Consider the following 12,391-nt stretch of genomic DNA (forward strand, 5'->3'; position numbering starts at 1 on the left):
CTGAACTTATTGCGACAGGAAGGCAGTCGCGCTCGGTGGGAGCGCGATCCCGCTGCGGCGGTAGATCTCGGCCGGGCGGCCGGTGCCCTCGCGTTGCAGCGCGCCGGTGGGCTCGAGCCCGATCGACATGTGGCGGCGGAAGGTGTCCTTCGGGTATCGGCGACGGTAGATCACCTCGTACAACCGGCGCAGCTCGAGAACGGTGAATTCGTCGCCGATCAATCTCGCCGGGTCCACGGCCTGCGCGTACCTTCGCCGCAGGTCGTCGACGGCCATCTGAACGATGATGGCGTGGTCGAACGCGAGATCTGCTGTGTCGGTGACGGATATGAATATCGCCCCGCCGGGGACCGAGCGCGCCGACACCGCCGCGCTGTGTGCCATGGACAGCACCCAGCCGCGATCGTCGCGCTCGGGGTCGTCGAGCATCGCCAACTGGTGGAAGTGCACCCCGACCAGGCCGGCCTTGTCGCGGAGGGCGCGGTCGGCGGCGTCGGCGAGGCGCTCGCCCGGATGAAGAAATGTTCCGGGGAGTGCGTGGCCTCCGCGCGCATGCTCGACCACCAGTACCTTCACGGCGTCGTCGACGACGGTCAGGACTGCCACGTCGACGGCCACGGACGGGCGCGGGTAGTCGGTGAGTGCCTCGGCGTCTCGTTCGGGGGGCATGTCGACAATTGAATCAAATATGCGCTAATGTAGTTAGCGCAACATTGAGCAAAGGGGAGCCATGAGGCTGACGGCAGTGCAGAACGACCGGGCGGCAGGAGTTCTGGTCGCCACGGCGGCGGGCGACGCGCTCGGCGCAGGGTACGAATTCACCTACCCGCGACCCGACGTGCCCATCGAGATGATCGGCGGTGGACTCGGTCCCTTCGCGCCGGGAGAGTGGACCGACGATACCTCCATGGCGCTCGCCATCGCGGAGATCTCCGCGACCGGAACCCCCATCGAGCACGGCGACGGCCTCGACGCGATCGCCGCACAGTTCGTGCGCTGGTACGACACCCGGCCGAAGGACATCGGCAACCAGACCCGCACCGTACTGCAGGGCTGCTCACCGACCGCCGAGGCGATGCAGCGCAAGGCCCGCGGTCTCACCGGACGCACGGGCGGCAACGGCTCGCTCATGCGCACAGCGCCGGTGGGCATCGCCCACCTCGACGACAGCGCCGCGTGCCTCGCGGCAGCGCGGGAGATCAGCGCCCTGACCCACGCCGACCCGCGGGCGATCGAAGCCTGTCAGCTGTGGTCGTACGCGATCCGGCACGCCGTCCTGCACGGCACGTTCGACGGCGTCCGCCTGGCTCTCGGTGAATTGCCCGCGGAGCCCGCGACCTACTGGCGTGGCCTGCTCGACGAGGCCGAAACCGCGGAGACCGCGGCGGTCTTCCACAACAATGGTTGGGTGGTGCACGCGCTGCAGACCGCGTGGTGGGCGATCGCCCACGCCGACGCCTCCGGACCCGAACACCTGCAGCAGGCCCTCGAACTGGCGGTACGCGCCGGCGGCGACACCGACACCACCGCGGCCATCGCCGGGGGACTCCTCGGTGCGCGGTGGGGTGCCTCGGCGGTGCCCGCCCGCTGGCAGCAGATGCTGCACGGCTGGCCGGGCTACCGCGCGAGCGACCTCGTCGATCTTGCGCTTGCGACGGCCTCGGGCGGACGCGACGAAAGTTATTCCGGGGCTTGATCCTCGGGTTCGATCTGCTTCGTTTCCTCCCGGTCGGAGGCGCTACCCGGTACGTTCTGCTCGTCCCGCTCGGTCTCGACACGCTGTTCCATGTCGTCCACCAGCTTGGACAGCTCCTCACCGGTGAGATCGTCTTTGGGTTCGGTCGATCCCTCGTGCTCGGTCGATCCGTCGTGTTCGGTCATCGCGGGTATCCTTTCGTCGCCAGGACGAGCGATACCCGGCGGGAGGCTGTTCGAAACGATCGGGGTGCGCGGCCATGGAGAACGTCGTGCACCCAACCCGGATGCGAGGGAGATTGCCATGACCGTCACCGACGAGTTTCTCAACAACAACACGGGCTATGCAGAAGGCTTCTCCGGGCCGCTGCCGTTGCCGCCGAGCAAGCACATCGCCGTCGTGGCCTGCATGGACGCCCGGCTCGATGTCTACCGGGCCCTCGGTATCGAGGAAGGCCAGGCGCACGTCATCCGTAACGCCGGTGGTGCAGTCACCGACGACGTGATCCGCTCCCTCGCCATCAGCCAGCGGCTGCTGGGCACCCACGAGATCGTGCTGATCCACCACACCGACTGCGGAATGCTGACCTTCACCGACGACGAGTTCAAGCGGGCGATCCAGGACGAGATCGGCATCCGTCCACACTGGGCGCCCGAGGCGTTCCCGGACCCGGCCGAAGACGTACGCCAATCGTTGCGGCGCGTCGAGGCCAGCCCGTTCGTCACCAAGACCACGTCGCTACGAGGATTCGTATTCGACGTCGCGACAGGAAAACTCGACGAGGTGCTGCCCGGTTGATCGGTACGGCTCAGGAGCGTCCGTTGCCGGTGTTCTCGCCGGTGAATTGCGCGGCGAGCGCATCGGGCATCGGTTCGTGTCGCAGATACCCGCGGGCGAAGTCGGCGGTGCCCTGCGTGAGGGCGCGCAGGTCGATGGGGTAGCGGTTCAGTTCCAATTCGGGTACCTCCGCACGCAGCAGAGCGATACCCGGTTCGGGAGATTCGGTGCCCAGCACCCGCCCGCGCCGCGTCGACAGATCGCCCAGGACGGCGCCCAGATATTCCTCGGGCAGGGTGATGCGCACCGCCGCGACGGGCTCGAGCACCCGGATCGCGCTGTGGGAGGCGGCATCCCGTAACGCCAGGCCCGCTGCGGCCTGGAAGGCGGCGTCGGACGAATCGACCGAATGTGCTTTGCCGTCGACGAGGGTGACCTGTACATCGACCAGCGGATAGCCCGTCGACACTCCCTTGACGGCCTGCGCGTACACGCCCTTCTCCACCGACGGAATGAACTGGCGGGGTACCGCACCGCCGACGACACGCTCGGCGAACACGACACCGCTGCCCACGGGCAGCGGTTCGACCTCGACGTCGCACACCGCGTATTGGCCGTGCCCACCGGACTGCTTGACCAGCCGGCCGTGCCCCTTGGCGGGCGCCCCGAAGGTCTCGCGCATCGGAACCCGGTGCTCGACGGTGTCGACGTTGACGCCGTGCCGCGTCCGGAGACGATCCAGGACGAGTTCGGCGTGCGCCTCGCCGGTGCACCACAGCACCACCTGATTGGTATCCGGGTTCTGCTCGACGCGGACGGCGGGATCTTCGGCGGCGAGGCGGGACAGGGCCTGCGACAGCTTGTCGTCGTCGGTGCGGGTGTGCGCCTCGATGGCGATCGGCAGCAGCGGTGCGGGCATCGGCCAGGGGTCGAGGTGCACCGGATGATCCGGATCGGACAGTGTGTCGCCGGGTTGCGCGGTGGCGAGCTTGCTCACGCACACGAGATCGCCGGCCACGGCCTCGCCGACAGGTCGCTGCTGTTTGCCGAACGGGCCGGTGAGCGCGGGGACGCGTTCGCGGGTGTCGCGGTCGCCGCCGGTCAGCGCCACGGTCACGTCCGGTCGCAGAGTGCCGGCATAGATCCGTACGAGGCTGATGCGTCCGACATACGAGTCTCCGGTCACGCGTACCACTTGCGCGGCGAGCGGTGCGTCCGGATCGCAGGCAGGACCCGTTCCGCGGCGGTGGGTGGGATCGGGAAACCCGGTAGTGATCAGTTCGAGCAGTTCCACCGCTCCGACGCCGGCCTCGGTAGCGGGAACCGTGGGATGCAAAGTGCAGGAAAGTATTTCGCGGGTAAGCCCGTCCTGCAGCGACGCGGTGTCGAGTTGTTCGCCGGCGATGAACCGCTCCATGAGGGTGTCGTCCTGCCCGGAAATGGCTTCGACGAGACTCTCCCGCGCGGCATCGGAGACGGGGCACGGACCAGGTTCTCCGAAACTGCGGCCGGTGAGCAGACCCATCGACCCGACCGGGCGGTCGCCGTCGTAGACGGGGTAGAACAGTGCCCGCACGGTGTCGGGGCCGAGACCGAACGCGTCGTGGCACTCGGTGAGCATCTCGTCGTAGCTGTGGCGGGCGATGTCGAGTTTGGAGACGACGATGGCGCGGGGGAGGTTCTCGTCGTTGCATTCGCGCCACAGCGCCCTGGTGGCGGCGGTGATGGGGTCGGTGGCGGACACGACGAACACCGCGGCGTCGGCGGCGTGCAGGCCGGCACGTAACTCCGCATCGAAATCGGGGTGTCCCGGCGTGTCGATCAGGTTGATCTTGATGCCGTTCCATTCGAGCGGCAGCACCGCGAGCTGGACCGACCTGCGATGTTGCTGCTCGATCTCCTCGTAGTCGGAGACCGTGGTGCCGTCGACGACGCGGCCCGCCCGCCCGATCGCCCCGGACGCGAACGCGAGCGATTCGGCGAGAGTGGTCTTGCCGGAGGCGCTCGCCCCGACCAGCACGACGTTGCGGATCCGGTCGGGACTGTCGGCGGTGGGCGCCTGCCGGGTGCGTGCAGCGGTGCGATCGGGCATCGGCGTGCTCCTTGTGCGAGTTGGAGCACAGTCTAGGCGGGTTGCACGCTGTTCAACGGCCGAATGTCACGGCACCCGGAGCGGGGTCGAACAGCGAACCCCGGATGAGGAGTGCGATGGCACGGCTCGTCGCTCGATACTGCTCGGGAGTTGCGGTGGCCGCGTGGTCGCTCAATCCCTGGAAGATGGCGAAGATCGCGTCGGTTGTGCCATCGATGTCTGCGTCGGCGGTCAAGGTGCCTTCCCGGTGCGACTGCTCGATGATCCGGCGGATGACGGCCCGCAAGCCCATGTAGATCATGTCGCTGTCCTGGTCCAGATGCAGGTGCTCTGCACTCTCCACCCGGAGCGCGCGATCGAACGCGACCGCGTGGGGGTTGTCGCGAAGTAGTTGTCCGCCTTCGTCCAGTACGGCCAGGATCTGGTTCAGGACGCCTGGGGTGCGGTCGGCTGCGGCCGCCAGGCGGGGCAGGGATACGTCTGCGATCTCCGTGAAGGCCGCCTTGACGATCTCGGCCTTGTTCGGGAAGTAGTGGTAGAGGCTGCCACTGGTTATTCCGGCGAGGCGCGCGATCTCCCGGATGGTGGCCCGCGAGTAGCCGACCTCTGCAACACAGCGCATGGCAGACGCGAGTATGCGTCGACGCGTCTCTTCGCTCTTGGCGCCGACCGGCCGGCCGATCTGCGACGACGAGGACGACACGGCAGCTCCCCTCTCGACGACGGACGTCCACGCAGCATGTCACGCCCACGGCGCGCCTGCCCACGCCGTGGCAGCGGAATCGCTCGGCGTCTGCGCCCCGGGCCGGCAGGGGCGGCCAATATGACTGGCGCTCTGCGGAAGTCATTAGCTCTGCTTCGAGAATCACACTGTTGACAATGGAGAATGTGAGATGCAACATACTAAACCAATCACGTGATTGGTTTTCTTCGCACTACGAAGGCCCCGCACGAGCGCGCCGATTCGCGCCGGCCGTCGAGTCTCGCGCCGGGAGTCCGACGTCGCCGTTTGCTTCACACCTGCGTCACAGCGTTCGTTGCCAATGCAAAGGAGCACGGGTTCATGACCACAACACAACCCAGGACGAGCGAAGACCGCTCGAATCGGCCAGGAGACTGGGTGGACACCGCAGAGGGCCTCGCGGATATCGCCCCCGACCGATACAACATGACGATTCCTACCGACCGCTACGTCTCCCGCGAAATTCAGGAACGCGAGCGGGAAACGATCTGGATGAAAACGTGGCAGGTCGCAGGGCGTGTTTCCGAACTGCCCGAGATCGGCGACTGGAAGGTCTACCAGCTGTTCGACCAGTCCTACATCCTCGTCCGCGGCAAGGACAAGCGCATCCGTGGCTTCGTCAATGCCTGCCGGCACCGCGGAAATCCGCTGTGCACCGGACGAGGGAACTCCAAGCGTTTTCTGTGTCAATACCATCTGTGGTCCTACGACCTCGACGGAAAGCTCCGCGGGATCCTCCGGGAGAAGAACCTCGAGCCGATCGACAAAGGCGAGAACTCCCTGCTGGAGGTGTCGGCCGACACTTGCGCCGGCTTCGTCTTCATCAACCCCGACCCGAACGCCGCGCCGCTCGCCGAATACCTCGGGGCCGAAGTGCTCGAGATGCTCGAGCCGTACCGGCTCGACGAGATGATCACGGTGATGGACGTGCGCGAGGCGCTCGAATGCAACTGGAAGGTTGTGGTCGACGCCTTCTCCGAGGGCTATCACATCTCGGGCATCCACCCACAGTTGTTGCGCGCGATCACGATCGAATCGGAAAAGAGCAGATACCGGTTCCTGGGCCGACATTCGGTTGCCTGTTCACCGTTCGAAGTCGCGAACGTCGACAAGTACGGTCCCGAGGAGCAGGTGGACGGTATTCGCGAACTGCCCGAGACCTTTCCGTCCCTCCTGCGTACCCTGCCGAGATTCGAAGAATTGGTCGACGAGTACCGCGTCGAGGGCGAACCCCTGGTGTTCCCCGAGGGAGTCACCGCGCGAACCGTTCTTCAGCGGGCTACGCGAGAGGTCCTGACGGGGATCGGACTGGACGTGAGTGCTCTGACCGACGCCCAGATGAGTGACAACCACGGCTGGGTGCTGTTCCCCAACTTCTTCATGACCGTTCGTGCCGGTGAGGCCACGGTCATTCTGGCCCAACCCGATCCCGGGGGTGATCCCAATCGCTGTATCTGGCAGATCACGAGCGTCATGTGGCTACCCGACGAGATGAAAGACGTCCTCCGCGCCGAGCCCATCGAGGTCGAAGAGCCCGGTGAGTTCAAGTACTTCGAAGCCCTCCAGCAGGACTACGAGCAGATGCCCCGCCAGCAGCGCGGCCTCCGCAACAAGGCACTCGACCACTTGACCCTGGTCTCGGAGGAAGTGGTGGTGGCTCACTTCCATTCGGTCCTCGACCGGTATCTCGCCGAAAGCCCCGGAGTCTGAACAATCCCGCTTGCGCGCAAGAGTATCCAGCCCAAGGAGATGCACATGCAGTTGCAGGAAATCGCCGACGTCGCGGACGACTACACCGGTCGATCACGCACGGTGCTCGAGTACAGCCTTGTCATGAAGTCACTCGTGGACCGAGCCGAGCAGCACGGGTTCACGACCGGCAGCTGGTCGCCGCTCGCCGAACTGGTCGCTACCGACGAATTCGTCCGTGTCGGCAACTTCAAGGAGGTGATGAACTGGACCGAATACGTCGGCTTCCTCACGAACTGGGCTCCCTCCGCGCAGTGGGAGGGCTCGTTCAAACGCATTACAGAAACACCCGACGTGGTGATCTTGGAGCTCGAGGAGCGAAGCAGCGTCGGGGAGTTCTCCAACGTTGTCAATTCCGTGTCGATCTACGAATTCGACGACGCCGGAAAGATCACCCGCATCGACCTCTATCTCCAGATGGCACTGCCCGAGAACGCGATGCTGGGCAGTTACGAAGACGTCCAAATCTCGAAATGACACACCTGTCCCGCCGCGATGCTCAGCGCAGCGCGTCGAAAATTCGACCCGAACAAAGGAGTCCTGTGAATACCGAGGAACTACTCGCCCAGCACCGCCGGATGGCGGAGAGCTACCGGAACGCGTACCTGCGACAGGGTGTGCAGGACGGTGAGGAATACACCGACGAACACGGTCAGGAAGCGTGGAAGTTCGCAGAAGGCGCGATTTACACCTCGCCCTACTTCACGGGTGACGAGGTTATCGTCATGAGTGAGGCTCTGGCGGATACGGGCAAGGCCGCGACGATGGAGGCGAAGGCCTACTCGCTCACCTTCCCGGACTGGAAGCCGACGGACTTCAAATACTGGCCCGCCGCCAACGGGTTCGTCATGAAAACCCGCTGGCACGGCCACACCGTGGATGGAACCGGGATGGGTTTCTACTCCTACAGTTTCGTCGAGACCAACGATCGAGGCGAAATCACCCGTTGGGAAACCCACGTCAACGACGAGTACAGCGCCTTCCTGGAAGTGGCGATCGGCACCAGCGGCCCGTTCCACGGTAACGCCGAGTATCTCGAAGCGCTCGACCGCTGCCTCGAGAAGGCCGGCGTCACTATCTGAGATTCCGCCGATGGTGGCATCGGGGCCGATCGGTGCCACCACCCGGTTTCTCTCTTCCTATGTACGAAAGGACATCTCCAGCATGGAGTCCGTTGCGCTCAGCCCACTTTTCGGGACCGAATTCGAAGGCGTCGACAGCCTTGTGGACGAAGCGGTTGTCGCCCGGGTGACCGAAGCCCTGAAATGGCGGGGCGTCGTGCTGATCAGAGGGTTGCACCTCGACAACGAGGCGCAGATCGCCTTCAGCCGTTGCCTTGGTGAACTCGTGAAACCGCTACCGAACGAAGAAATCATGACGGTGTCACTCGACCCCGAAAAGACGGTGGCGGCAGAGTATCTGAAGGGAACCTTCAGCTGGCACATCGACGACACGACCAACATGGTTCCAGCGAAGGCGACCACACTCACCGCCAGAAAGATTGCCGAGGTGGGCGGCGGCACCGAGTTCGCCAGTACCTACGCAGCGTACGAGAACCTGCCGGAACACGAGAAGAAGCGGTACGAGGGACTGCGCGTGGTGCACAGCTTCGAAGCCGCGCAGCGGACCGTATATCCCGATCCCACGGATCAGCAGGTAGCCTTCTGGCGCACTCTGCCCAAGAACGAGTCGTCGCTGGTCTGGAAACGACGGGACGGCCGGCGCTCCCTGGTGATCGGTGCGACCGCCGATCACATCGTGGGGATGGATGCGGACGAGAGCCGGAAGCTTCTCGACGAGTTGCTTGCCTGGACAACCCAGGAGCAATTTTCCTACCTGCACCAATGGGAGGTGGGTGACCTGGTGATCTGGGACAATACCGGCATGCTCCACCGGGCGCAGCAGTACGACCCGAAGTCCGAGCGACTCATGCAGCGGACGACGATCGTCGGAGACGAGGCATGGGCATGAAAACCGCAGTCGTCACCGGGGGTGGTTCGGGAATCGGACGTGCGGTCGTGGAACGGTTACGCAAGGACGGCCATCAGGTTGCGGTGTTCGACATTGCGACCTCCGGCGGCGAACTCGAATACAACGTCGATGTGACCGACCGTGCGCGGGTCGACTCCGCTCTGGCCGAAGTACGTGAGCGGCTCGGTCCCGTCACAATTCTGGTGAACGGCGCGGGCGTCGAGGTGTACAAACGATTCCTCAATCTCACGTTCGACGCCTGGCAGCGCGCGATCGACGTCAACCTGCATGGTGTCTTCCACTGCACGCAGGCGGCGTTGCCCGACATGATCGAGGCCGGCTGGGGCCGGATCGTGAACATCTCCTCGTCGAGCACGCACTCGGGACAACCGTTCATGTCCGCTTACGTCGCTGCCAAGTCCGGTGTCAACGGCCTCACCAAATCCCTTGCCCTGGAGTATGGCCCGGAGGGGATCACGGTCAACGCCGTGCCGCCGGGATTCGTCGACACCCCGATGCTGCGCCGCGCCGAGGGCAAAGGTTTGCTCGGCGGGACCATCGACGAGCACATCCAGCGCACACCGGTCCGCAGGAGCGGTCGGCCGGAGGATATCGCGGCCGCGTGCTCGTTCCTCATCTCGGAGGAAGCCGGTTACATCACCGGCCAGATTCTCGGGGTGAACGGTGGCCGCAACACTTGAGCCCGATTTTCCGTCGCGATGGTGAAGTGCGGCGATCATGCGAGTTGCACCCCTTCGGCCGTCACAGGCCCCCGATGAAGGAACGATTCTTGAAACTACACAAACCGTTTGTCGTGTTCGCGGCGGTCGCCGTGCTCGCCACCGGATGCGGTGGTCGAGGCGCCACCACAGAAACGGACTCCGGGCCGGGTCGGTCCGACTCCGTGACTGCTGCAGATTTCGGTGATCTGACCGGGGTTTGTCAGCCCGGGGATGCCTCGTCCGCATCGGCACAGGGGGTGGCCGCCGACGCCATCAACGTCGGGGTGTTCTCCGATATCGGGTTTACCAAGAACTCGGAATTCATCGATGCAGCAAAGGTGTTCACGTCCTGGTGCAACGACGCCGGAGGAATCGACGGCCGCGAGCTCGTCGCCGTGACACGCGACGCGAAACTGATGGAACCCCGTCAGCGGATGATCGAGGCCTGCCGCGAAGACTTCGCTCTCGTGGGAGGCGGCACCGGTCTCGATGCGCTCGGTGTCGAGGAGAGACTCGAGTGCATGCTGCCGAGCTTCCCCGCCCAGACGGTGCAGGAGAAGGCCGCGGGTGCGGATCTGGAGATCAGCGCCTCGCCGGCAAAGATCCCCGGGTACGACAACTACGTGGGGTTCCGTACCTGGGCGGTCGACGAGGCGTATCCGGATTCCAAGAATGCCGTCGGCATGATCAACGGTGACTCCGGGGTCACCAGAACGATCGGGGCGATGAACCGCGAGACGCTCGAGGACCTGGGGGCGACCGTCATCTACGACGAGCTCTACCCGGCCATGGGGGTGGCGGACTGGACGCCGTACGCCCAGGCCATCAAGAGCAAAGGTGTCCGGGGGCTCATCTTCATGGGTACGTGGCAACAACTCGCGAAGCTCGAAGAGTCGCTGACCAATATGGATTACAAGCTCGACTGGATCGACGCCAACAACAACGCGTACAACGAGCAGTTCATCGCGCTGTTGGGCAAGTCTGCGGATTTCCAGAACAACGTCGTCGATCTCAGCGGTGTCGCTCCGCTCGGGAGCGACGAGGCCGCCGTGGCGCAACTACGCGAGCTGTACGCACAGTACGCACCAGATGCGCAGATCACCCTTCCCGCGATGCGGGCGTGGTCGTCATGGTTGCTGTTTGCGAAGGCGGCGTCGGCCTGCGGCGACGCGCTGACACGCCGGTGCGTGTACGACACGGCTGCGCAGGAGACCGCGTGGACCGGGGGCGGCCTGCACGTGGCGTCGAACCTGGCGCAACCGCTGCCTCCGCAGCCGTGCTTCAACATCGAGCGAGCGACATCGGACGGGTGGATGCCCGCAGACTTCGGTGCCGACGACGGGCTCTACCGGTGTGACATTCCTGCGCGCAAATTCGACGGCGACTACGGCACGCCGATGACGCTCGCCGATGTGGGGAAGAACATCGACGAACTCGAATGACGAGCCTCGGCCCCGGGATCGGATGGAAGCCATCCGATCCCGAGACCGGGGTCAGTACACGTCGCGCACGTACCGCTTCTCGCGCTTGAGGGTGGTGACGTACTCGGCAGCCTGCTCGCTGCTCATCCCGCCGTGCTCGGCAACGATCTCGTGCAGTGCCGTGTCGACGTCCTTCGCCATCCGCAATGCGTCGCCGCAGATGTAGAAGTGGCCACCCTCCTCGAGCCACGCGAACAACTCCGCACCGTGTTCCCGCATGCGGGTCTGGACGTAGATCTTCTCGGCCTGGTCACGGGAGAACGCCAGGTCGAGACGGGTGAGCACACCCGCATCGACGAACTCGGTGAGTTCGTCCTCGTACACGAAGTCGGTGCTGCGCTTCTGGTCGCCGAAGAACAGCCAGTTCTTTCCGGTCGCGCCGCGCGCCCGGCGTTCCTGCAGGAACCCGCGGAACGGGGCGATGCCGGTGCCCGGACCGACCATGATCATCGGTGCGGTGTCGTCGGCGGGGACGCGGAAGGACTTGTTCTTCGACACGAAGATGCCGACCGTGCCGTCGCCGCAGCGATCGGCGAGGAAGGTAGAGCACACGCCGCGGCGTTCCCGCTCGTCCGTGCCGTACCGCACCGAGGCGACCGTCAGGTGCACCGACCCGTCGGCCGCGTTCGGGCTCGACGAGATCGAATACGCCCGGTGCTGCAGCGGTTTGAGCAGCCCGACGAACTCCTCGGCGCTCAGCTCCGGTGTCGGCTCGAGCGACAGCACGTCGAGGATGTCGCGGCCCCACAGCCACTCGTCGAGCGCCGCCTTGTCGCCGTGTCGCAGGACATACGTCAATTCGTCGTTGCCCGTTCGCTTTTCGACCTCTTCGAGCAGGTCGACGGACGGTGCCGTGATCTCGAACCGGTAGGTCAGCAGATTCGCGAGCGTATCGTCGTGGCCGTCCGGAACGACCCCGCCGTCGAGGCAGAGCCGATCGAGCAGCGCCTGCACCAGCGCGGTGTCGTTGACGGGGACGACGTTGAGTGCGTCGCCCGCCTCGTACTCGAGCCCGGAGCCGGCGAGCGCGAATTCGTAGTGCCGGATCTCCTTGCCGGAACCGTCACCCGACAGCAACCGGTTGGTGGTCAGCGTCGCCGGATACGGGTTCTTGCGGGTCCACTGCGACTTCGCGCGCGCCGGCGCCGGCGCGACCGGGGC

At 65.2% G+C, this 12,391-nt stretch carries 13 protein-coding genes; 8 read left to right on the forward strand and 5 right to left on the reverse strand.

Annotated elements, in window-relative coordinates; genetic code table 11:
- Nucleotides 1-6: 6 nt before the first annotated feature.
- Nucleotides 7-669, reverse strand: a complete 663-nt coding sequence (locus Q8814_RS02300; protein ID WP_330150378.1) for an NUDIX hydrolase — start codon at nucleotides 667-669, stop codon at nucleotides 7-9.
- 61 nt (nucleotides 670-730) lie between these two features.
- Here Q8814_RS02300 and Q8814_RS02305 point away from each other — a divergent pair, with 61 nt between their 5' ends.
- Complete coding sequence (locus Q8814_RS02305; RefSeq protein ID WP_330150379.1) at nucleotides 731-1,696, forward strand: ADP-ribosylglycohydrolase family protein; 966 nt, start codon at nucleotides 731-733, stop codon at nucleotides 1,694-1,696.
- Here Q8814_RS02305 and Q8814_RS02310 read toward each other — a convergent pair.
- Nucleotides 1,681-1,881, reverse strand: a complete 201-nt coding sequence (locus Q8814_RS02310) for a hypothetical protein (RefSeq protein ID WP_330150380.1) — start codon at nucleotides 1,879-1,881, stop codon at nucleotides 1,681-1,683. The two genes, Q8814_RS02305 and Q8814_RS02310, sit on opposite strands and share 16 nt — an antisense overlap.
- Nucleotides 1,882-1,999: 118 nt before the next feature.
- On the opposite strand from Q8814_RS02310, the gene Q8814_RS02315 reads away from it, so the two are divergent.
- Nucleotides 2,000-2,494 (forward strand): beta-class carbonic anhydrase, encoded by a 495-nt coding sequence (locus Q8814_RS02315; RefSeq protein ID WP_330150381.1) that lies wholly within the window; start codon nucleotides 2,000-2,002, stop codon nucleotides 2,492-2,494.
- Between the two features lie 10 nt (nucleotides 2,495-2,504).
- Here Q8814_RS02315 and Q8814_RS02320 read toward each other — a convergent pair whose 3' ends face one another.
- Nucleotides 2,505-4,565: an elongation factor G-like protein EF-G2 gene (locus Q8814_RS02320; protein WP_330150382.1), complete on the reverse strand. Its 2,061-nt coding sequence runs from the start codon at nucleotides 4,563-4,565 to the stop codon at nucleotides 2,505-2,507.
- Between the two features lie 52 nt (nucleotides 4,566-4,617).
- A complete protein-coding gene (locus Q8814_RS02325) occupies nucleotides 4,618-5,268 on the reverse strand; it encodes a TetR/AcrR family transcriptional regulator (RefSeq protein WP_330150383.1) in 651 nt (216 codons plus the stop codon).
- A gap of 360 nt (nucleotides 5,269-5,628) precedes the next feature.
- On the opposite strand from Q8814_RS02325, the gene Q8814_RS02330 reads away from it, so the two are divergent.
- The 6 genes from Q8814_RS02330 to Q8814_RS02355 all read left to right on the forward strand — a co-directional run bounded on the left by Q8814_RS02330 (nucleotide 5,629) and on the right by Q8814_RS02355 (nucleotide 11,191).
- Complete coding sequence (locus Q8814_RS02330; RefSeq protein ID WP_330150384.1) at nucleotides 5,629-7,017, forward strand: aromatic ring-hydroxylating oxygenase subunit alpha; 1,389 nt, start codon at nucleotides 5,629-5,631, stop codon at nucleotides 7,015-7,017.
- Between the two features lie 45 nt (nucleotides 7,018-7,062).
- A complete protein-coding gene (locus Q8814_RS02335) occupies nucleotides 7,063-7,533 on the forward strand; it encodes a hypothetical protein (protein ID WP_330150385.1) in 471 nt (156 codons plus the stop codon).
- A 65-nt stretch (nucleotides 7,534-7,598) separates the two neighbouring features.
- On the forward strand, nucleotides 7,599-8,138 hold the full coding sequence (locus tag Q8814_RS02340; RefSeq protein ID WP_330150386.1) for a hypothetical protein: 540 nt from the start codon (nucleotides 7,599-7,601) through the stop codon (nucleotides 8,136-8,138).
- Nucleotides 8,139-8,220: 82 nt separating this feature from the next.
- Nucleotides 8,221-9,027: a TauD/TfdA dioxygenase family protein gene (locus Q8814_RS02345; protein ID WP_330150387.1), complete on the forward strand. Its 807-nt coding sequence runs from the start codon at nucleotides 8,221-8,223 to the stop codon at nucleotides 9,025-9,027.
- Nucleotides 9,024-9,728, forward strand: a complete 705-nt coding sequence (locus tag Q8814_RS02350) for an SDR family NAD(P)-dependent oxidoreductase (RefSeq protein ID WP_330150388.1) — start codon at nucleotides 9,024-9,026, stop codon at nucleotides 9,726-9,728. The genes Q8814_RS02345 and Q8814_RS02350 overlap by 4 nt, the downstream gene beginning before the upstream one ends.
- Before the next feature lie 74 nt (nucleotides 9,729-9,802).
- The gene (locus tag Q8814_RS02355) at nucleotides 9,803-11,191 is read left to right on the forward strand and encodes an ABC transporter substrate-binding protein (RefSeq protein ID WP_408015804.1); all 1,389 of its coding nucleotides are present in this window, start codon (nucleotides 9,803-9,805) and stop codon (nucleotides 11,189-11,191) included.
- A 51-nt stretch (nucleotides 11,192-11,242) separates the two neighbouring features.
- On the opposite strand, the gene Q8814_RS02360 is transcribed toward Q8814_RS02355, so the two are convergent.
- Nucleotides 11,243-12,391 (reverse strand): sulfite reductase subunit alpha (locus tag Q8814_RS02360; protein ID WP_330150390.1); only part of this gene is annotated, 1,149 nt, incomplete at its 5' end.

The organism is Rhodococcus chondri, assembly GCF_036327435.1.
GTDB classification, from domain to species: Bacteria; Actinomycetota; Actinomycetes; order Mycobacteriales; family Mycobacteriaceae; genus Rhodococcus; species Rhodococcus chondri.

What these genes read in the sequence shown, in the direction of transcription:
- Q8814_RS02300 (WP_330150378.1), bottom strand. Translation starts at nt 669, where the DNA reads ATGCCCCCCGAACGAGACGCCGAGGCACTCACCGACTACCCGCGCCCG.
- Q8814_RS02305 (WP_330150379.1), top strand. Translation starts at nt 731, where the DNA reads ATGAGGCTGACGGCAGTGCAGAACGACCGGGCGGCAGGAGTTCTGGTC.
- Q8814_RS02310 (WP_330150380.1), bottom strand. Translation starts at nt 1,881, where the DNA reads ATGACCGAACACGACGGATCGACCGAGCACGAGGGATCGACCGAACCC.
- Q8814_RS02315 (WP_330150381.1), top strand. Translation starts at nt 2,000, where the DNA reads ATGACCGTCACCGACGAGTTTCTCAACAACAACACGGGCTATGCAGAA.
- Q8814_RS02320 (WP_330150382.1), bottom strand. Translation starts at nt 4,565, where the DNA reads ATGCCCGATCGCACCGCTGCACGCACCCGGCAGGCGCCCACCGCCGAC.
- Q8814_RS02330 (WP_330150384.1), top strand. Translation starts at nt 5,629, where the DNA reads ATGACCACAACACAACCCAGGACGAGCGAAGACCGCTCGAATCGGCCA.
- Q8814_RS02335 (WP_330150385.1), top strand. Translation starts at nt 7,063, where the DNA reads ATGCAGTTGCAGGAAATCGCCGACGTCGCGGACGACTACACCGGTCGA.
- Q8814_RS02345 (WP_330150387.1), top strand. Translation starts at nt 8,221, where the DNA reads ATGGAGTCCGTTGCGCTCAGCCCACTTTTCGGGACCGAATTCGAAGGC.
- Q8814_RS02350 (WP_330150388.1), top strand. Translation starts at nt 9,024, where the DNA reads ATGAAAACCGCAGTCGTCACCGGGGGTGGTTCGGGAATCGGACGTGCG.
- Q8814_RS02355 (WP_408015804.1), top strand. Translation starts at nt 9,803, where the DNA reads ATGAAGGAACGATTCTTGAAACTACACAAACCGTTTGTCGTGTTCGCG.